The sequence below is a fragment of the uncultured Clostridium sp. genome, from assembly GCF_963515715.1.
In the GTDB taxonomy this organism is placed as follows: Bacteria; Bacillota; Clostridia; order Clostridiales; family Clostridiaceae; genus Clostridium_AW.
In genome coordinates, this window is sequence record NZ_CAUPZS010000029.1 from 26,491 (window position 1) to 47,585 (window position 21,095).

Below are 21,095 nucleotides of genomic sequence, written 5' to 3' on the forward strand. Positions count from 1 at the left end.
GAAGATTAGAAGAACTTATCCAGGGAGGTAGCATCCGTTATCGGGAGTATTACGGATGGTAGTCATCGGATAAAATGATATTAAAAAATGCAAATAAAATGATAGGTTTAAAGCCTATCTTATTTTTTGAGGAAAATATGATCAAAATTTGAAATGGAAATTAGAATGTTATAATTGTAAAACTAGATATAAAGGAAAATACATGCAAGAATCCTTTAATAAGTTTAAAAAAGTGTGGTATAATGGTTAATAATAATTATTATTAAGTAATAAAGGAGAAGTTATAAGATGATACAAGTAAAAGATTTAAGTATTGATAGTTTAGAATGTACTGTTACTTTTGCATATGAAGATCAAGAAACAAATAGTAAGATTTTAGAGAAATTGAAGTTGAAAAAAGTATTTGAAGGAAAAAGTGAACAAATATTTTATAGAACAACTGATGATTTAAATTATGAGATTTTTGTAGGATTAGGTAAATATGAAGAGTTAGAAAGAAATGACTTTGTAAATGCAGTTGCTAAAGCTATGAAACAAGCTGAAAAATTAAATGTAGACAACCTTGGTATTTACTTCATAAAAGCTAAAGAGTTATGTACAGGCGGTATTACGAAAGCTATAGTAGAAGGTGTGAAATTAGCAGGCTACAAATTCAGTAAGTATAATAAAGGGAAAGAAAGCTATAATCCACATGTAACTATATTAGGTGCACCAAAGGAAAGGACAGGAAGGATGGCAGAAAAGATAGCAGAAGCTAGCAATGTTATTGATGGTGTGATTTTAGCTCGTGATCTTGTAAATGAACCTGCTAACATATTGTATCCAGAAACTTTAGCAGAACGTGCAGCCTTAGTTGGAAAAGAAAGTGGCTTTGAAGTAGAAATATTTGATAAAAATGAAATAGAAGAATTAGGAATGAAGGCATTTTTAGAGGTTGCAAAAGGATCTATTCATGAACCAAAATTAATAGTTATGAGATATATGGGTAATCCCAAGAGTAATGAAAAAATTGGACTTGTAGGTAAAGGTCTTACTTTTGATACAGGTGGATATTCTCTTAAGCCATCAACATCTATGGACACTATGAAAAGTGACATGGGTGGAGCAGCCGCTGTTATTGGCACAATGCAAGCATTAGCAAAGAATAAAGTACAAAAGAATGTAATAGCGGTAGTAGCAGCTTGTGAAAATGCTATTTCAGGTGGAAGCTATAAACCAGGAGATATTATTGGGTCTATGGCAGGTAAGACCATAGAAGTACTAAATACAGATGCAGAGGGTAGATTAACATTAGTTGATGCTATTACTTATATTATTGAAAAAGAAAATGTAGAAAAATTAGTAGATATAGCAACCCTTACAGGAGCAGTATTAGTAGCACTTGGTACTGAAATAACAGGAGTAATAAGTAATGATGATGCTTTTTATGATGAGTTATTAGTAGCAGCAAAGAGAAGTGGAGAAAAATTCTGGAGACTTCCAAATGATAAGTGCTTTAAAAAACTATATAAGGGTAGCTGTGCAGAACTTAAAAATACTGGTGGACGTAATGCTGGAACAATTACAGCTGGTATGTTTATAGAAGAGTTTGTGCAAGATAAGCCATGGTTACATCTAGATGTTGCGGGAACTGCTTGGACAGATGATGGAAATGATTGTACACCTAAGGGAGGAACAGGGGCACCTGTTAAAACATTATATGAACTTGTTGCAAAAGATGTATGCGAACATTCTAAATAAAGTAATGAAGTAGGAGGAAGATAATTATTTTCCTCCTCTCACGCCACCGTGTATACCGGAATGAAATTCACAAATACATGATGACCGTATTGGAGAAGTCTGATACGGTTTTTTAATTTATCCGATTATTGATAAAGTGATATTATAAAGATGCAAGACTAAAGGTTTTAATGTTTAATTATATAGAAATATAAAAAATACGTAAAATTATATATGTTGATTTTTATTTTAGTTTGTGGTAAATATACCTATAGGGATGTTTACAATTTTTGGAATACTTCCATAAAAAATATAAAATAAGAAGGGCGGTAATAACAATGAAAGAAGTACTTAAAGATGTACAACCAGTTGAAGTATTTAAATACTTTGAAAAGCTATCACAGATTCCAAGAGGATCTGGAAATGAAAAAGGGATTAGCGACTATTTAGTATCCTTTGCTAAGGAGCATAATCTAGAATATGTTCAGGACTCAGCATTAAATGTTGTTATAAAAAAGAAAGCAACATCTGGATATGAAAACAGTCCTGCTATTGTTTTACAAGGTCATATGGATATGGTCTGTGAAAAAAATACAGGTATAGAACATGATTTTACTAAGGATCCTCTAAAGTTAAGAATAATTGATGACATGATATATGCAACTGGCACAACTTTGGGAGCAGATAATGGAATTGCGGTTGCAATGGGACTAGCAACTTTGGCTTCTAATAAATATCAACATCCGCCAATAGAATTGCTTGTTACCACTTCAGAAGAGACAGGAATGGATGGAGCAATGGCATTAGAACCTAAAAATATAGAAGGAAGAACACTTATTAACATAGACTCCGAAGAGGAAGGTACTCTATTAGTGAGCTGTGCTGGTGGAGTTACAGTTAAAACAACAATTCCTGTAGCATTGGAAGCAATAGATACAAACCTTGTTCCATATATAATTAGAATAAGAGGCTTAAAAGGTGGACATTCTGGAATGGAAATAGATAAAGAAAGGGGTAACTCAAATAAATTAATGGGTCGTATACTTATGTCTATTTTATCTGAAATAGATTTTAGACTCAGTTCATTAAATGGTGGATCTAAGCACAATGCTATTCCACGTGAGACAGATGCTGTTATCTTAGTAAGAGCCGAGGATAAAGCTTTAGTTGAGCAAAAAATATCTGAGTGTGAAGAATTATTTAAAACTGAATTGAGAACACCAGATCCTGATGTAAGAGTAGAATTTGAAGTTTTACCTACCTTGCCTCAAGAAATGCTTTCAAAAGAATCAACTAATAATGTAGTTAACTACTTATACTTGGTTATAAATGGGGTAGCTTCCATGAGCATGGATATTAAGGGTTTAGTAGAAAGCTCCTTGAATCTTGGAATAATTTTTACTCATAAAGATTCCGTAGAATTCATAAGCTCAATCAGAAGTTCTGTTAGAAGCTTAAAGAACGAATTATATAATAGATTGGCTGTAACAGCTAAACTGAATGGTGGAAGTGTTGTTGCCGAATCTGGTTACCCTGAATGGGCATATAATCCTGATTCAAAAATAAGAACAATTTTTGAAGATGTATATGAAAAAATGTACAAAAAGAAACCTCATATAACTGCAATTCATGCTGGGCTTGAGTGCGGGCTGTTTGCAGAAAAATTTGGTGAAATAGATGCTATTTCTTTTGGACCAAATCTATATGATGTTCACACTCCAAATGAACATATGAGTATTTCTTCAGTTCAGAGGACCTGGGAATACTTATTGGAAGTATTGAAGAATGTAAAATAAGACACATTTAAAAAATATCCGTCGATAATTGACTTGTTATTTATTTTAATGTGCCTAATTAAATGTTTGGACCAAAGATTTTGATCTTTGGTCCTTATAATTTATTATTCTAATTAGTAGCCTCATTACAATTAAATAAGTAAAAAAAATTTATATTTAAAAATGGTATATTTTAATGGAAAATATATTATAAATAATATGTATATATAATACATTAGGAGGATATATCGTGGATAATAAGTTATCTAAATATGCGTATGGTGGTGTAGCTGGTAAAGACTACGTACCTTACGTTTCTAGTGGTTCTAAATCTGGTGGAAACGTTGTCGTATTGATAATTGGTATCATTTTGTCTGCTTTGTTCGCAGCATCTACTGCCTATTCAGGTATGAAATCAGGTCTTACAGTTGCGGCTGGTATACCTGGTTCTATATTAGGCTCTGCTCTTATAGCTGTATTTTCTAAACAAAAAGGTATTTTGGGTAAAAACCTAATTCAAGGTATGTCAAGTGGTGCAGAATCTGTTGCTAGTGGTATAATATTTGTTTTACCTGCAATTCTATTAATAGGTTCTAAAGTTACTTTCTTAGAAGGTTTTGTTGTTGGTGTAGGTGGAGTTTTATTCGGTATAGGAATAGCTTCTCTTGTTCACAATTACTTAATGGTTGAAGAACACGGTAAATTAATGTACCCTGAGTCAATGGCTATAGCTGAAACACTTGTTGCTTCAGAAGGTGCTGGAGAATCAATGAAGTACATGGGAATAGGGTTTGGAATAGGCGGTATTATAACTGTTGTAACTAGCTCATTTTTAAATGTAGCTAACAACGTTATAAGCTACGTAAATGAAACCTTCTACAAGTGGAAATTTGAAGTTGAAGTCAGTCCCCTATTACTAGGTATAGGATATATAGTTGGTTTAGAGGTTTCTTTAACTATGTTTGCTGGTTCTATATTATCTAACTTCTGTATTATGCCTTTAATAGGTTACTTCTCTGCTCTTGCACAAGACGGTGCAGCTGTATGGAATGATCCTAATGTTGCTATAAACGCTATGCAGGTTAAACACATAGCTGGTAGTTATGTAAAATATATCGGTGCTGGAATAATGCTTTCTGGTGGTTTAATAGGTGCTATAAAGCTTATACCTACAATAGTATCTTCCATAAAAGAAACTATTAATGCTAAGTCTTCAAATAGTGGTAAGGGTTCATCTGCTGGAAACAGAATATTACTTGGTGGTATAGTAATATGTTTCATAGGTGGTTTCTTGATATCTGGTGGTAATATATTAATGGCAATAGCTGCTTCTATTTTATCATTATTCTTATCATTGCTATTTGTTATAGTTTCTGGTCGTTTAACTGGTACTATAGGAACTTCGAACCTTCCTGTATCTGGTATGACTATAGCTTCTATAGTTGTTGTAACATTATTATTCGTTGCAATGGGATGGAAAAATCCTGAAAGCAACAGATCATTACTTTTATTTGGTACATTTATAGTTACTGCTGTAGCTATGGCTGGTGGTTATTCTCAATCACAAAAAGTTACTTTCATAATAGGTGGCGACAAAAATGAAATGCAAAAATACTTTGCTATAGCTGGTATAGTTGGTGTTACAGTAGTTGTTGGTACTATATTATTACTTTCTGACCAACTTGTAATGACTGGTGATAACGTTCCATTTGCACTACCTCAAGCTAACTTAATGTCAACATTAACTGCTGGTATAATGTCAGGTAAATTACCTTGGGTTATGATAATTACTGGTGCTGTTATGGGAGTTGTTTTATTCTTATTAAACCTTCCTGTAATGACAGTTGCTATAGGATTCTATTTACCAATATCTACAACTTCTATAATACTAATAGGTGCATTAGTTCGTTTATTTGTAGAAAGAACTTGTAAATCTGAAAAAGAAAAAGAAGTTAAAGTTTCTAATGGTATAAGTTTATCATCTGGACTTGTTGCTGGTGGTTCTATAATAGGGCTTATAGGTATAGCACTTCAAGTAACAGGTGTTATAAAAGGAGCTGGACCAAGTGGATTCAGTGCTTCTAATGGAATGGCGTTTATAATATTAGTAGGTCTTATAATAGCTACTATAATACCTATAATGAACAGTAAGGTGAAAAATGCTGAATAATAACGAAGAGGTCTTAAGCATAATATTTAAAATCTCTGATAGTTTAGAATATGAAATAGATAAGAACAATATTGTGACAATACTTGAAAAACAAGATCACAAGATCCAAAACTTCTTTAGAAAATTTAAATTTAGAATTCCAGAATATAAGAGAATTTCTATGGATGAATATGGAAGTTATGTATTTTTGCGAATAAATGGCAAGAAAACTGTAAAAGATATTGGAGAAAATCTAGAAGCAAAGTATGGTGATAAAGCTCACCCACTTTATGAAAGATTATTGTTGTTCTTAAACCATATCGACGTTAATTGTCACTATATAGAAAAAACAAATTTCTAATACAAAAGATGGCACTACATTGTAGTTGCCATCTTTATTTATTAACAAGCTACATAGGCTATATTCGGAAATGGCAGCTTAAAAAGTTTAAGATAGAAGAAAATAAAATTTATTACTCCTTTATATATGAATCAGTGATTTTTTTACAAAGCTTAAGGAAACAATCTAATTCTTTTTCTGTCAATGTATTTTCAATTAAATCCATTATTTCATTTCTGAAGTTTTCTGACCTTACAAGAAAATCTTTGCCATCAGGAGTAAGCATGATGTCATAAGCTCTGCGATCTGTTTCACGTCGTTTTTGTATAATATAATTTTTCTCTAAAAGTCTTTTGGTAAGTTTGGACATTCCAGCTTGGGAAATGCTGCGAATTTCTGCCAGCTCCTTTGTAGTCTTAGAGCCTTGCTTATCTAAGATATCCAATACGTTATATTGAGCAGTTGTTACTCCTTCAATATTAAAGCGATTGATATTGCTGATAATCATACATTGAAAGGGGATATAGTATTGTTCCAACTCTTTTTTACCCATAAAAATCTCCTTATTTTATATATTTCTTTAAATATTGTCCTGTTATAGAAGACTCACAATTTACTAAATCTTTTGGCGTTCCTTCAAACATTATATTACCACCATTTTGTCCTGCAAGGGGACCTAAATCAATAATCCAGTCTGCTTGGCTAATCACATCTAGATTATGCTCTATGACAATTACTGTGCTACCTTGATCTACAATACGATTTAAGATTTTAAGCAGTTGTGATATATCGGACATATGAAGTCCTGTGGTAGGCTCATCTAGCACATAAATATTTCCTCTGCTTTCTAATTCAGAAGCAAGTTTCACTCTTTGAAGTTCCCCACCAGATAAAGTGTTTAGTGGCTGGCCAAGTGTTATATAGGAGGCTCCTACATCTACCAGTCTTTTGAGAACAGCGGATATGTCTTTTTCATAAAAGAAAGCTAAGGCTTCATCAACGGTCATATTTAAAACTTCACTTATGTTTTTGCCGCGTAATGTACAATCCAATACTTCATCTGTAAAGCGTTTTCCTTGGCATACCTCGCACAAAGTTTCGATTGTGTCCATAAAAGCTAAATCTGTATAGGTTACTCCTAAACCTTTGCAGTTTGGACAAGCTCCTTTTGAATTGAAGCTGAATAAAGCGGGCTTTAGGTGATTTGCTTTTGAAAACAACTCTCTTATATTATCAAATATTCCTGTGAAAGTAGCAATATTTGATCTCTTTGAAGTTTGAATAGGCTTTTGGTCAATAAAAATTGTGTCAGGATAAAACTTTGGAAGAACCTGATTGATTAAAGTGCTCTTTCCTGAACCTGCAACCCCGGTTACAGCTGTCATAACATCTTTTGGGATATTTACACTAAGGTTTTTAAGGTTATGCAAATTTGCGTTTTTTAAAGACAAATATCCAGTGGAGGTTCTACAGTTTTCTTTAAGCTTAGCATGACTGCATAAATATTTACCAGTTAGTGTATTGGAATGAGCTAAACCCTCTAACGTACCTTGATACATGATTTTACCGCCGTTAATACCAGCTTTTGGCCCTATATCAATAATGTAATCAGCGATTTCTATGACATCGGGATCATGCTCCACAATTAACACTGTATTTCCTTTGTTTCGCAATTGTTTTAAAAGTATATTGATTTTATTAACATCATGAGGATGTAAACCAATACTTGGTTCATCAAAGATATAAGTAAGATCCGTTAAACTGTTGCCTAACTGACGAACCATTTTTATTCGCTGTGATTCACCGCCAGAAAGGGTAGAGGTTTCCCTGCTTAAAGTCAAATAACCTAGGCCGATAGATACTAAATGCTCCAAACGACCTGAAATTGCCTCAACCATAGTAGCGGCTTTAGGCTCATGAATGGTATGGATAAAATCAAGTAAGTCTGTTATTTGCATCTCAACACAATCGGATATATTTTTATTATTTATTTTACACTGTAAAACATCTTGTGTTAATCTAGCTCCATTGCAGACAGGGCATATGTCCTGACCGATAATTTTAGCTATTTCATTTTTATATTTAAGGGATTCACCTCCTTCTTTTTTTAGAAAACTTCTCTCAATTCGAGGAATGAGTCCTTCGTAAAGAGAGGTTTTTGGCCATTCTGGATCGGAAGTGGTTACTTTAATATCGGATTTATATAAAAGCAACTCCAATTCTTCCTCTGTAAAATCCTTAATTTTCTTATCATTGTCAAAAAAACCTGAATGAATATATCTTTTCAATCTCCAACCTCCCGGTTCAAAGGTAGGAAATAAAATTGCACCTTCGTTAAGGGATTTATTTTTATCCAACAATTTATCAATGATTATCATATTTATTTTTCCAAGCCCCTCACACTTAGGGCACATCCCTTGAGGATTATTAAAGGAAAAAACATCGGAATAGCCCACAAAAGGTTTCCCTATACGAGAAAATAATAATCTTAACAATGAATATATGTCCGTAATAGTTCCAACCGTTGACCTTGAGTTTCCCCCAATACGTTTTTGGTCAATGATAATTGCTACGGATAAATTTTCAATAGCATCTACATTTGGCTGTCCATAGTGAGGCAAACGATGGCGGATGAAACTTGAGTAAGTCTCATTTAACTGCCTTTGGGACTCTGCTGCTATTGTATCAAATACCAAAGATGATTTTCCCGAACCTGAAACACCTGTAAAAACAGTTATTTTCTTTTTAGGAATTTTCACATTTAGATTTTTAAGATTTTTTTCTCTTGCTCCTATAACATGTATATATTCTTCAATATTTTCACTACTCATAAAATCACCTCATAAAAAATTATCTTAAGTAAAATGAATTACTCGGTTAATATATAACTGGGTTAAGTATATTTTACTTCTTTTTTTGTGGAAATTCAACTAGTAATAAATTTATGAACGAACCAAAAAGACAGGTTTCAAAAAATTGTCTTTTTTATTGGCATTATATTGACAAGATTTTCAAAATTTGAAGGAAATTGAGTTTGTTTGTAGAATAATGGGATTATGGATATTTGAAATGTGGATGTAATGTCTATGATGAGAAGTTGAAGAAGGAAAGGCTGAAGTGATTAGAAAAAATTGAATTGAGTGTTTTTTACAATTTCAATAATAATTTTAACAAAAATTATTTTCTACAAAGAAGCATGGATTTACACATACTTATGAATTTTAAACTATAAAGGAGTTTAGTGAGGATATGGATTATTTCAAGAAAATTTTTGGCATTGCAAATAATAAATTCTTATTTAAAGAGTTATCATTGATAAAATCTGACGTATCAGAACGTTGCATATGTGCTTCTTTAAAGCCATTCATAGAATACGAGTTGCAAAAAAACTTAATATATGAGAAATATTATGTCGATGTCGAGTACAATAGAAATGCTGGTCATATTAAAACAATTATTAATGATAAAGAAGAAGTTATAAATATTACTTGTGATTTAATAGTACATAGCAGAGGAGAAAATGCAGAACATGACAATTTAATAGCCTTAGAAATGAAAAAATCTTACCGTTCACAAAAAGAAAAGGATGCAGATAGAAATAGGTTAATAGCTTTAACTAGATCTACAAGTACACATGAAATTTGGTCATATGATGGAAAAACTTATCCACAACATGTATGTGGATACTCATTCGGGGTATATTATGAAATTGATATACCAAATGAGATTATAATGATTGAATATTATATGAAGGGAAGAATGGTAGAAAAGTTTTACAAAAAGTTTAAAAATGTAAATAAAAAAAGAAGATTGTTTTGCTAAATAATTTTTTATATAGAGCTCTATGTTATAAAACTATACTTCGATTAATGTGAAACAAATAAAATGAGATTTATATTATACATATACCTATTAGGCTAATAATGAAAAGCTCAAATGCAAAAAAGTGACATAATGTACAAGTGCAACTATGTTATGAGATAAAGGTTATAAGAAGAGAATAATAAAAGAGGCACTCTTAACAATTAAAATACTTGCAATTAGTGAGATAAAGAAAAGGTTTGGAGGGATTAATATCAGCAACGATTTTGAAAAGCAGCTTATTAAAGGTATGCAATATAAAAATAAGCAATGTCTCGTTTTACCGCAACATGATGAGTTATTACTCTGTCTGTATCGGCTAAGTGGTATGACGACTGGTCAAATTGATATTATGTTTTGCAACAGTTTTATCAGCGAAGCCATTCAACTTTTAATAAACTCAATTTTTCTTTATGAAGATGGCAATTTTGATTGTGCATTTTATTCAATTAGACAAGCATCTGAAGTTGCAAACAACATGTTATACCTTTCTAATACAGGAAAATTAGAGTTAGGTAGGTGGAATAATAAAGGATATTTTCCTATGAATGCAAAACTTGTAAAGGAATTAGAAAATATTGATGCTAATTATACTGAAGTTAAAACTATACTGGCAGACTTTTTCAAAGAACACGATGAGCTTATAAAATCTGCTCATAAAATCATACACAAGCAAGGATTTGATTCTTTCTATGCTTTCAGAATAATGCATCAGTACTCAGGTAAATTCAACAAAGAATCTGAAACACATTTTTTTTTAAAACTCTTAAAAAGCTGTATTGGAAAAGTTATTATTTTGTTTATTGTTGTAGAGCCCCTCAGTCTTGTTCTTGCAGACGAAGATCTTTCAACAAGATGTAACTTTGATTCTATGACAGAAGCAGTAGATATTGAATTCTTCCAAAAATATTTGTCAGAAGACATTATCGATAAAATCAAAAACACTTCTTTTTTCAAAGAGTTCAGCAGTTATTTTGCCACAAAAGAAAAAATGACCCCGAAGGTATTTAATGTGGTCAGAAATAATTTTTTTGATATTGATTCACTTGACGAAATAGAAAAGCAGAAACACTTGCTTAATTTATATGAACAAATAATTTTGAAAATCTTGCAGATGGGAATAAAGTTAAGTAATATTTATCCCGACTGTAGTATATTCGATTATTATACATCAATGTGGAGTAATTATCATACATCAGAGTGGAGTACGAGTGAATATCATGCATATCTTAAAAGCGAAGAAGTATTTAATCAGCCATATCATGATATGTTTAGGAGTATTATAAAAGTTTTTGAAAATAACTGGATTTTCGATCATAATGAACTTTTAACGGATAAAGAAATAGTTGATATAAAAATGATTGTAAAAACTTACAGAGAACAATACGAAACAGTATTATCTTAGTTTAATTTTGAAGATAGTATATGACTGGTTGCAAAGAACATTGGACATGTAGATGTAAAGACCAAATTCAAACATAACTAAGTTTCTTATTATCCATATACTCTCTAAACTAATAATCAGAGATTCACCTTTAAAAATAAGGTAAATATAAATTGTAAATTTAAATAGGAGAAGGAATTTGAGATGAATTTATTTGTGATAGGAAATGGATTTGATAGAGCCCATGGATTAAAAACTTCATATATTGACTTTAGAAATTATTTAGAAGATAAAGATTGGGAGTATCTAACGTGTTTAGAAAAGATGTACAATTTTCTGCCAGATAGCAGAAGAGAAATGGTAGAAGAATATTTGTGGAAAGAATTCGAAAAAAATTTATCCGCAGTAAATGAGGATGAAATTATAGATTTTGGAACATCTATTGATATGGGATTAGAGGGTGGAGATATAGGAATTGAAGATACACTTGATGATTATTGGGAAGAGCAATATGGGTATATCGAAAAGTTGAATGAATTTATTAAGTTATGGATTAAGCAAATTAATATAAATACACCTAAAAAGACAAATAGAATAAAAGGTAATAGAAATGACTTATTTTTAACGTTTAATTATACATTATTATTGGAAAAAATTTATGAAATAGATAAAAATAATATTATACACATACATGGTTCTATTGATGAAGAAAATGATTTGGCACCAGTTATTGGGCATGGTGATTCTTTTAAAATAATTGAAGTGAAAAGACGTGCTAATGAGGCAGGAGAAGAATTTTATGAAAAAGAATGCAGTATTTATAATGCATTAGCAAAATACTATAAACGAACATTTAAAGACGTAAATCATTACATAGCAATTCATACAGATTTTTTTAGAAGATTGAGTGATGTTGATAAAATATTTGTTATAGGTCATTCATTGGGAGATGTTGATATACCATATTTCAAAAAAATAAAAGAAAATACAAAGCAAGATGTTGTTTGGAATATTTATTATCATGATCATGGTGATAATATTAATTTTATGAATAAAATTGTGTCTATAGGTGTAAAAATGGAAAATATTAAAATGTTAAAGTCGAAAGACTTTTTTAAATAGTATGCTTTCAAGAGAATATAAAAATTTCAATTTACAAATTAGAATAAGAAATTTTTAAATAAATAAAATATAAATAGGAAAAATTTAGTGCATCTTATATTACAAAATGATAAGGGTAAACCTTAAAGAATTTGCTATGTTTTAGCCTAAAAAATATAGTACTAAATATTCAAAAATACAATGTAAAATTATTAAAAATCCACCCATAATATATAAGAAATTGAAATATTATGAAATGAGATGTATTATATATACTATGGGGGTGGCAACATGAAATTAAGGGAATTAATAATAAAAAACTATGGTTGTATTGGGGTCGAGGGTCTAAGAGTAGTAATTGATAATATTATTATATTAATTGGACCTAATAATGTAGGAAAGACTACTGTATTAAGTGCATATGAAGCGTTTGCAAGTGCTGGTGCTCCATTGAGCATTGAGAATTTTCATAAAAACAGTACAGAAAATCCAATTGAAATAATAGGAATTTTTTCTGAGATTAGTACAGATGATATTACTCAGATAGGCCAAAAGTGGATATTTAAGCATGAAGAATATAATGAATGCATTAAATATAGGTGGGAATGGAACAAAGAGAATACTAAGGGTGAAAAATATTCATGGAACAATGATGAATGTAAGTGGATAAAAGGGGGCATGGGTGGCTGGGATAGTAAAATTACTAGTTGCATACCAACTCCATTAAAGGTAAATCCATTAGATAGTTCAGATGAGCTACAAAAACAAATTATAGAAATACTAACGGAGGCTGTAAAAGAGAAATCTAAAAATAAGGATTCAAGAATAAATGAACTAATAGAAAGTATTAATAAAATAGCTGAGGAAGTTAAAACAGAAATAGAAAGTACATTAAACATTACCACAAGTAAGGTTGAAAGTAATATGAAAAATATATTTCCAGACTGTGAAGTACTTATAAAACCACAAGCCGGAAAATTTGAACCAGAAAAAATTATAGCAGCAGGTAGCCACATTAGAATTAAAGATAGGTATGGAAATGATTATCCGTTAACCAATCAAGGTTCAGGCTTACAAAGGACATTTCTTTGGTCCGCTATAGAATCTTTATCAGAAGGAGGAAATTACAAAAAAGGAAGGACAACAATCGGAAATGAAAAGCCAAGAATATTACTTATCGAAGAACCAGAATCTTTTTTACATCCACCAGCAGTAAGAGCAGCTAGAGAGGCGCTATATAAGATAGCTGAGTTAGATAATTGGCAAATAATGATTACCACGCATTCTCCAATTTTTATTGATGTATCAAAACCTCATACTACTATAATAAGAGTTGATAAAGATAATGATTCTAAAACAAGAATTTTTTCAACTGAAAATGCAGAATTTGATGACGATGAAAGAAAAAGATTGCAAATGATAAGGGCATGTAATCCAACTGTAAATGAGTTTTTCTTTGCTGATGACATCATATTAGTGGAAGGAGATACTGAACAAAGTGTATTAACAAATATAAAGAATAGAAATGATAAGTATAGAAATATACAAATTGTTAATTGTTATGGAAAAGCTAATATACCAATGTTTCAAAAAATACTAAATCATTTTGGTGTTAATTATACAGTTATACATGATATAGACTCACCATTTAGTAAAAGAAAAGAGAAATGGATTAAAAATGCAATGTGGAGCATTAATGAAAAGATTTATAATGAATCTAAAATAAAAGATGGTAATGATAATATGATTATTGCTAATATGCCAGATTTTGAATTTCAATATTTTAAATATCTTCAGAGTGGCGATAAGCCATATAATGCAATTTGCGAACTAAATAGTATTGAGTTTATGAAAAAACCAGAGTATGATGAGCTAATTGATATATTTGAGTCAATTAGATGTAGGATACATAATAGGAGTATAAAGGCTGCAGATGACTATAAAAAAATATTAGAGCAATTTATAAAAAAGGAGAGCCCTATGCCTTTAGAAAAATGGGGAATAATAAATGATGAGGCTCTTAAAGAGACTAGTGCTACGCTGGATGAATAAAGTAACAACTATTACTCAACATTAGAGAGTTATTAACAGCATATGGTGACTTGGTTAATAGAACTTTAGTCTTTGCTAAAAATATTTTAATAATACTATCCCGCAAGGAAATATTGATAATAAGATAGATATTAATATTAAAGAACTATATAAACTAATTGGAGAGTATATTGAAAATGAAAATTTAAAGATAGCCATTGAAGAAGTCTTTTAATTTATAATAAGCATAAACAAGTATTTTGATGAAAAATTACCATGGATTACTATTAGCTCAGATAAAGAAGAATGTAGCAACACTATATATAATTGTCTATACGCAATAGTAAATATAGCTAATTTACTAAATCTATTTTTACCTCAATCATCTTATAAGATTAAAGAATGGTTAGTTGTAGGATTCAACAATTGGAGTAATATTAAAATTAATCAAGGAAATAAAACTGATGACTTTGAGATATTATTTGTAAGGTTAGATAAAAAGTTGATTCATACTGAGATGAATTCTTTTAAACTTTTTATAATAAAATAAACTTAAGACCAACTCCAAAACGACAGATTGAAAAATTCTGTCGTTTTTTATATTTAAACTACTTTAAATACGTAAAATGACGTATCTTACGTTAATAGGTAGGGAAAACCTAGATAAACCCTATTAAATACAGGAAAAATTGAGTATTTAAATATTAAGTTGGTTTTAACAGATGCCGATGTAAAAGAAATAAAAGGAATGTTAGTAGGAATATTAAATTTTAATCTAATTTTAATCTTTCTTATATTTTAGATTAATCTTCTAAAAGTATTATATAACCATGATGAATGATTAAAAAATACAAGGAGGTAAATCAAATGGAAAGAAATGAAATGATTGAAATTATAATTGCAAAGGCTAATGTAACTCGTGAAGAAGCAATCGATGCATTAGAAAAATGCAACTGGGATGTTGTAGATTCTATTATATATTTAGAGAGAAGCGGAAAAATAGAAAATAATGAAGCTACTACAATAATTGAGATTAAAGAAAAAGAGCAGTATAAAAAAGAAGATAGTAAAAAGCATGAAGAAAAACATGGTGGAATTGGAGAAATTGTTGGTAGAATGTTTAGATTTATAGGTAAGGTCATAAAAAAGGGAAATGAGAATTTCTTCGAGATTAGAAAAGAAAATGAAAAACCAATAAAGATATCATTAACAATATCAGTACTTTTATTAATATTCTTATCTGTACCAACTATAGTATTATTGATAGTAGGATTATTCTGTGGATATAAATATTCATTAGCTGGTTCTTATAATAACTATAATGAGGTAAATAATGTCTTTGAAAAAGTATCAGAATCAGCAGATACTATTAAAAAAGGTTTTAAGGAAGGCTATGAAAAATAATATGCAGTACTGTAAAGAGATTTTGAAAATATTCAAGATCTCTTTATTTTTTAAGTTATATAAAGTTATGATAAAAAATCATTATAAAATGGTATAATCTAATGGGCAAGGATAGAATTATAATAGATAATTTTATTTATGCCGTAGATACGGAGGGCTATTTATGGAAGAGCTTAAGTTAATAGATAAATTGAAGGAAAAAACAAATATAAGCTATGAAGAAGCTAAAACAGCTTTAGAGAATAGTAATTGGAATATCTTAGATGCTTTATTACATCTAGAAGAGAATGGAAAGGTGGAAAAACCTTCTGTTAGTATCTTTTATACTAATGAAGCAAGATATAGTGAGAAAAGAGAAGAAATCATTAAGAATGAAAAAAAGAAATACGAAAATAACAATAGTTTTCAAGGAATTTTTGAAATTATATGTAAATATATAGATACATGGAATAATATTTTTTTAGAAATAAAAAAGAAAGACAGAATATTTTTAAAGATTCCACTTACAGTAGTTATTGTACTTTCATTTTTTATGTTTTGGATTATAATACCTTTAATTGTCGTTGGGTTGTTCCTTGATATGGAATTTTATGTATCTTCAAAGAGGATTAATACAGATAAGGCTAATAAGGTAATAAGTGAAATTTCAGAAAATGTAAAAACCATAAAAGGAAAATTTAAAAAGGTGGATAAGAATGATTAAGATTTTAATAGTTGAGGATGAAGAAAAATTATCAAGATTCATTGAGCTGGAGTTAAAACATGAAGGTTATGATATAGTAAAAGCAAATAACGGTAGAATAGGTCTTGAAATTGCAGAAAAAGGAGAGGTAGATTTAATTCTTCTTGATATAATGCTTCCAGAAATTAATGGTCTTGAAGTATTAAGAAGACTTAGAAGAACTTCGGATATTCCAGTTATAATGCTTACTGCAAGAGATGCAGTTATGGATAAAGTGTCAGGTCTTGATGCAGGAGCAGATGATTATATAACTAAGCCATTTGCAATAGAAGAGTTACTTGCAAGGATAAGAACAGCACTTAAAAAGAGAATAGTTACACCAAAAAAGGATGAAGACATAATAAGATGTGGCCTGTTGTCATTAGATAAAATGAGACATAAGGTAATGTATGATGGCACAGGGATAGAACTTACTAATAGAGAGTTTAACTTGTTACAAATATTAATGGAAAACAAGAATATAGTCTTAACTAGAAATACACTTATGGAAAAGGTATGTGGGTATGATTATGTTGGAGAAACAAATGTTATAGATGTTTATATAAGATTTTTAAGAACAAAAATAGATGATGTTTTTAATGTAAAAATAATAACTACAGTTCGTGGTGTGGGGTACGTAATTAAAGATGAGTAGAAAAAATAAAACAAGAAATGTTACATCTATTGCAATAAAACTAAATTCTATTTTTGTAAGAAATTTATTTCTAAAGTTTCTTATTATTGATATATGCATAATCGTTGGATTTATTGGAGTTTGGTGTGTTGAAAGTGAAATAAGTTTTTATGGTGAAATCGTGAAAGATGCTCAAAGATTCTTTGAGTTTTATCCTATAGAAACAGCAAATTATAAAGTTGTTTGGGACAATGGAAAAGTTATGACAAAAGAGGCTAGCACTTTTTTAAATCTTTTCATAAAAGTAATTAGTACTATTGGAGTTATAGAAGTAATAATGCTATTAGGGCAAATGATATTTGGGACTTCCAAAAATAGAAGGGTTTTAAAACCACTTAATGAAATAGCAGAAGCTGCAAGTAGGCTTAGTGATATAGCCTTTAATGAAGAAAAATTTCAAAGTCTTGAGGATGCTATATCTAAGATTACTCCTACCACATCTGATGAAAGAATTCATATTGGAGATAGTGAGCTTCAAGGGTTAGAGGAAGCCATTAATAACTTATTAGATAGAATGAGGGATTCTTATAAGCAGCAAGCAAGATTTGTTTCAGATGCATCACATGAGCTTAGAACTCCTATATCTGTAATTCAAGGTTATGCTAATATGTTGGATCGTTGGGGGAAAGATGATGAGGAAGTATTAGAAGAATCTATTGCGGCTATAAAAAGTGAATCAGAAAACATGAAAAACTTAGTAGAGCAGTTATTGTTTTTAGCTAGAGGTATCAATGGTAAAACTCAACTTAAGGTTATAGAGTTTTCACTTAATGATATGATGAAAGAGGTTTTGGATGAATCTAAGATGATAGATAAAGATCATATATATAGATATATGGATTCAGAAAATATAAATGTTTATGGTGATATATCATTACTTAAACAAACAGCTAGAATATTAATAGAAAATGCAGCAAAGTATACAGATAAAGGTGAATATATAATACTAGGAATAGGAAAAAATAATAAAAATGAGCCGTATTTCTCTATTCAAGATAATGGAATAGGCATGGATGAGAATGATGTACTACACATATTTGAACGTTTTTTCAGAGCTGATACTGCAAGAGTTAGAAAAAATGGCGGTACAGGACTAGGGCTTTCCATTGCTAAGTGGATTATTGATAGTCATAAAGGATATTTTAGCGTTTTAAGTAGGAAAGAAATAGGTACAAGAATAACTGTTTTTCTGCCTGAAAGACAGTAGAATATATTATTAAGATAAGGTTTAAAAGATATATCAGGATCAAGAACTCCAAACCGACAGAGAGGAAAAATCTGTCGGTTTTTATGTTGGTAAAGCTTATTGGCTTTTACCGAAAGTCGCATCTGAAGCCTTTTTTTATCCCAGTTTCAACTGACAATTTAGAAGGTGAAATACTTTTGTTTGGAAATCAAATAATTAAATTTGTTCAAGAGCTTTTTTGCGTCTATATTCTAAAGGAGACATGTGATATTTATGCTTAAATACAGAGGCAAATTTGCTTTGATTCATATAACCTACCTGTTCGGAAATTTTTCCAATGGGCATTTTGGTTTTTTCTAGCATTTTTGCTGCAGCATTCATACGAGCTTCACGTAGATATACAGAGATATTTTGTCCATAAATTCCACGAAAATAATTTTTTAAGCTTGTCTCACTTATTGAGAAAATTTTTGCTAATTCCCATGCAGGATGATATTGTCTTAAATCTGCTGTAATAATATGTTCTGTTTTTTTTGCTATTTCAACTTGTGTAGCAGTAAAAAAAGTAGAAGATTTTGGCTGTGGTATGTGCTTTCTGCATAGTAACATTTCTAATAATTCAAGCGTATAAAGTTGCATCATAAATATAGCGTAAGAAGCTTCTTCATCATATAAGTTCCATATTTTTAACAAAATCTCTTTAGTGCATTCAGTGCACTGAGAAATATACGTTTTGTCCAATGGGCAATAGAGATCTGGAAGCTTATCTATATTAATATGAAAAATATCATTAATATATGGAGCTTGTTTAGAAATAATATCTATGTCAATGAAAAATTCTAGCCCTTCATAAATGCGTAGAGGGTAATTATATTGCTTTTGAGCAGATCTTTTTGCAATGGAAAACTGACCATCTTTTAAATAAACAAAAGAATCATTATCTAAAAATAACTCACAACGACCTGTTACACAATAATTTAATAGCAGGGGATTACAGTAAGAGTCATTTTCTTTTGATAAATCTGGTATAGGCCATGTTGGAGAATTGATAAAGATATATGCTATAGAAATGCCAGGAAAGATTGAAAAGAAAGTCATGGAGCCTTTTCCATTTGCTTGTTCCATACAAAGTTCAATGCTATTTGGGTTCTTTTTTAATGAAACACCAGGTATTTCTATACACTTTTTTATAATGTCATTTGTATTCATAGAATATTCATCTCCTAAATCATTGGAAATTGCTATTAGTTGATTTTATTATAGTTGTCGTTTTTTACTAAGTCAATAAAAATACCTGTTGCTATTTGGAGCTAAAAAGATGATTGATTATAGAATATAAGATCAGTATGTGGTATATTTGTTGATAATTAGAATCAATTGATTTACATTATCAGTGTGTGGAGGGGTTTAATATGGAAAACAAATTACAAGCAAAAGATCTAATTAATATTGGTATATTTACAGCTCTTTATTTTATAATCGGATGCGCAGTAGCTATTCCAATTGGTTTTGTACCAATTTTCTTACCTATTCTTGGTTCGTTATGGACATTTATTACAGGAATCCCGTTTATGATATTTTCAACTAAAGTTAAGAAGTTTGGAATGGTAACAATTATGGGTGTTTTAAGTGGATTGCTTATGGGACTTACAGGAATGGGATTTTGGGGAGTACCTATAGGTGTTATTTCTGGTCTGCTTAGTGATTTAATTATGAAGTCTGGAAAGTATAAAAGCGTTAAGAAAAATATTTTAGGTTATTCTGTTTTCAGTTTATGGATGATTGGAACATACATTCCAATGTATTTTATGGTAGACCAAGCATTTGCTGATTTTGCTAGTAGTTTCGGAAAGGAATATGCAACACGTGTAATGGCAGTCATGCCAATGTGGAGCTTAATGTTAGTTATTGCAGGAATATTTGTATTTGCTATTCTTGGTGGCTTATTTGGTAAAGCAATTCTTAAAAAGCATTTTGAAAAAGCAGGTATTATCTAATGGAATCATCGATTTGCACTGCACAAAAGGACAAGTATTGCATATTGCTTGACCCAAGAACTAAGTTATTGTTGCTTATGACAATAACCACTTTATTGCTTAGTACTGGAAATGAAGGAATAATGAATATAATAAAGCCTATTTTAAGTACTGTACCATTTTTATTGCTGCTTACAGAAAAGAAGTTTAAAACAGCTGGAAAGTATCTTATTTTATATACACTGTGTTTTATACTTGAACGTATCGCACTTTATTCAATAGGAGGAATTTCTTCCTTTTTTCTGTTAGCTGTATGTTCTATCATGACAAGATTTGCCCCCGGATTTATGATGGGAGCATTCTTATTAGCATCAACTTCAGTAAGTGAGTTTATTGCAGCTATGCAGAGGATGCACATACCAGAACAAATTGTAATTCCATTATCAGTAATTTTTCGTTTTTTCCCAACTATAAAAGAGGAATATGAAGATATTAATGATGCAATGAGAATGAGGGGAATAAGATTTGGTGGTAGAAATCCATTTTTAATTATAGAGTATCGATTAATTCCACTTATATTTTCTGTGATTAAAATAGGAAATGAGCTATCTGCTGCTTCACTTACAAGAGGATTGGGAGCACCTGTAAAAAGAACGAATGTATGTAAGATTGGATTTCATATACAGGATATTTTTATGATAGCACTTTGTATAATTTGTTTTTTGCCTTTTTTATGCAAAAGTAAATAAATTCT

18 protein-coding genes are annotated in these 21,095 nt (G+C 30.3%); 15 read left to right on the forward strand and 3 right to left on the reverse strand.

All coding sequences use genetic code 11. The features are described 5' to 3' along the window. Positions 1–288: 288 nt before the first annotated feature. The 4 genes from RYO54_RS16600 (at position 289) to RYO54_RS16615 (ending at position 6,004) form a co-directional block, all read left to right on the forward strand. A complete protein-coding gene (locus tag RYO54_RS16600) occupies positions 289–1,740 on the forward strand; it encodes a leucyl aminopeptidase (protein ID WP_315121275.1) in 1,452 nt (483 codons plus the stop codon). A gap of 317 nt (positions 1,741–2,057) precedes the next feature. Next, positions 2,058–3,515, forward strand: coding sequence for an aminoacyl-histidine dipeptidase (locus tag RYO54_RS16605; RefSeq protein ID WP_315121277.1), 1,458 nt, complete (start codon positions 2,058–2,060; stop codon positions 3,513–3,515). 229 nt (positions 3,516–3,744) lie between these two features. Beyond that, on the forward strand, positions 3,745–5,664 hold the full coding sequence (locus tag RYO54_RS16610) for an OPT family oligopeptide transporter (RefSeq protein ID WP_315121278.1): 1,920 nt from the start codon (positions 3,745–3,747) through the stop codon (positions 5,662–5,664). Continuing rightward, the gene (locus RYO54_RS16615) at positions 5,654–6,004 is read left to right on the forward strand and encodes a PqqD family protein (protein ID WP_315121279.1); all 351 of its coding nucleotides are present in this window, start codon (positions 5,654–5,656) and stop codon (positions 6,002–6,004) included. Before RYO54_RS16610 ends, RYO54_RS16615 begins: the two co-directional genes overlap by 11 nt. 112 nt (positions 6,005–6,116) lie before the next feature. Here RYO54_RS16615 and RYO54_RS16620 read toward each other — a convergent pair whose 3' ends face one another. Both RYO54_RS16620 and RYO54_RS16625 read right to left on the reverse strand, forming a co-directional pair. Then, a complete protein-coding gene (locus RYO54_RS16620) occupies positions 6,117–6,536 on the reverse strand; it encodes a MarR family transcriptional regulator (protein ID WP_315121282.1) in 420 nt (139 codons plus the stop codon). A 10-nt stretch (positions 6,537–6,546) separates the two neighbouring features. Beyond that, positions 6,547–8,814 (reverse strand): excinuclease ABC subunit UvrA, encoded by a 2,268-nt coding sequence (locus RYO54_RS16625; protein WP_315121285.1) that lies wholly within the window; start codon positions 8,812–8,814, stop codon positions 6,547–6,549. A 418-nt stretch (positions 8,815–9,232) separates the two neighbouring features. Here RYO54_RS16625 and RYO54_RS16630 point away from each other — a divergent pair, with 418 nt between their 5' ends. From RYO54_RS16630 to RYO54_RS16670, 9 genes are all read left to right on the forward strand, one after another. Continuing rightward, positions 9,233–9,805 carry a hypothetical protein gene (locus tag RYO54_RS16630; RefSeq protein ID WP_315121288.1) on the forward strand — a complete coding sequence of 191 codons (573 nt, stop codon included), beginning with the start codon at positions 9,233–9,235 and terminating at the stop codon, positions 9,803–9,805. 367 nt (positions 9,806–10,172) lie between these two features. Continuing rightward, a complete protein-coding gene (locus tag RYO54_RS16635) occupies positions 10,173–11,249 on the forward strand; it encodes a hypothetical protein (protein ID WP_315121290.1) in 1,077 nt (358 codons plus the stop codon). A gap of 183 nt (positions 11,250–11,432) precedes the next feature. Further along, positions 11,433–12,350 (forward strand): bacteriophage abortive infection AbiH family protein, encoded by a 918-nt coding sequence (locus tag RYO54_RS16640; protein WP_315121291.1) that lies wholly within the window; start codon positions 11,433–11,435, stop codon positions 12,348–12,350. Between the two features lie 270 nt (positions 12,351–12,620). Then, entirely contained in the window at positions 12,621–14,381 is a 1,761-nt protein-coding gene (locus RYO54_RS16645; protein WP_315121294.1) for an AAA family ATPase, read from the forward strand. A gap of 226 nt (positions 14,382–14,607) precedes the next feature. Beyond that, on the forward strand, positions 14,608–14,910 hold the full coding sequence (locus RYO54_RS16650; protein ID WP_399549654.1) for a hypothetical protein: 303 nt from the start codon (positions 14,608–14,610) through the stop codon (positions 14,908–14,910). 317 nt (positions 14,911–15,227) lie between these two features. Next, positions 15,228–15,764: a DUF4342 domain-containing protein gene (locus RYO54_RS16655; RefSeq protein ID WP_315121296.1), complete on the forward strand. Its 537-nt coding sequence runs from the start codon at positions 15,228–15,230 to the stop codon at positions 15,762–15,764. Positions 15,765–15,927: 163 nt separating this feature from the next. Next, entirely contained in the window at positions 15,928–16,467 is a 540-nt protein-coding gene (locus tag RYO54_RS16660) for a DUF4342 domain-containing protein (RefSeq protein ID WP_315121299.1), read from the forward strand. After that, complete coding sequence (locus RYO54_RS16665; protein WP_315121303.1) at positions 16,460–17,140, forward strand: response regulator transcription factor; 681 nt, start codon at positions 16,460–16,462, stop codon at positions 17,138–17,140. Before RYO54_RS16660 ends, RYO54_RS16665 begins: the two co-directional genes overlap by 8 nt. Further along, positions 17,133–18,386 (forward strand): HAMP domain-containing sensor histidine kinase, encoded by a 1,254-nt coding sequence (locus tag RYO54_RS16670; RefSeq protein WP_315121306.1) that lies wholly within the window; start codon positions 17,133–17,135, stop codon positions 18,384–18,386. Before RYO54_RS16665 ends, RYO54_RS16670 begins: the two co-directional genes overlap by 8 nt. A 195-nt stretch (positions 18,387–18,581) precedes the next feature. On the opposite strand, the gene RYO54_RS16675 is transcribed toward RYO54_RS16670, so the two are convergent. Beyond that, complete coding sequence (locus RYO54_RS16675; protein WP_315121308.1) at positions 18,582–19,574, reverse strand: AraC family transcriptional regulator; 993 nt, start codon at positions 19,572–19,574, stop codon at positions 18,582–18,584. 203 nt (positions 19,575–19,777) lie between these two features. Between RYO54_RS16675 and RYO54_RS16680 the strand changes: the two genes are divergently transcribed. Beyond that, positions 19,778–20,362 carry an MptD family putative ECF transporter S component gene (locus RYO54_RS16680; protein ID WP_315121309.1) on the forward strand — a complete coding sequence of 195 codons (585 nt, stop codon included), beginning with the start codon at positions 19,778–19,780 and terminating at the stop codon, positions 20,360–20,362. Continuing rightward, complete coding sequence (locus RYO54_RS16685; protein ID WP_315121310.1) at positions 20,362–21,090, forward strand: energy-coupling factor transporter transmembrane component T; 729 nt, start codon at positions 20,362–20,364, stop codon at positions 21,088–21,090. Before RYO54_RS16680 ends, RYO54_RS16685 begins: the two co-directional genes overlap by 1 nt. The last annotated feature ends 5 nt before the right edge of the window (positions 21,091–21,095 follow it).